The 295-nt window shown below is 78.0% G+C and carries 1 pseudogene; it reads right to left on the bottom strand.

Annotated features, from left to right (window positions below):
* Positions 1-295: pseudogene (locus ACFVXK_RS37475) on the bottom strand (two-component sensor histidine kinase); the annotation flags it as partial.

The following is a 295-nucleotide window of genomic DNA, read 5'->3' as shown; positions in this document are numbered from 1 at the left end:
ATCCGGTAGCGGCCGAGGGACGACAGGCGCACGCTGGCCCCCCCGCCGCCGGGACGCACCGCGTCCAGGGCGCGGACGTCGGCCCCGCTGAGGGGGACGGGCCGCTGGCCGGCGTCGTTCACCACGGCGGTCTGGGTCACGCGGCCGCCCAGCAGGCGGGCGCCGAAGGTTTCCGGTGCCTGGCCCCGGGTGTCGGGGAGGTTGTCGGCGTCGGGCTCGGCCTCGTGTTCCAGGCTGGCCGCGAACCGGCCCCCGCTCGCGGTCAGCTGCTGGTCGACCCGGCCGACGAGGAAGC

It is taken from the genome of Streptomyces sp. NPDC058157, assembly GCF_042884105.1.
In the GTDB taxonomy this organism is placed as follows: domain Bacteria; phylum Actinomycetota; class Actinomycetes; order Streptomycetales; family Streptomycetaceae; genus Streptomyces.
The sequence above is the reverse complement of the archived record's forward strand: the minus strand, read 5'-3'. Positions and strand labels throughout refer to the sequence as shown.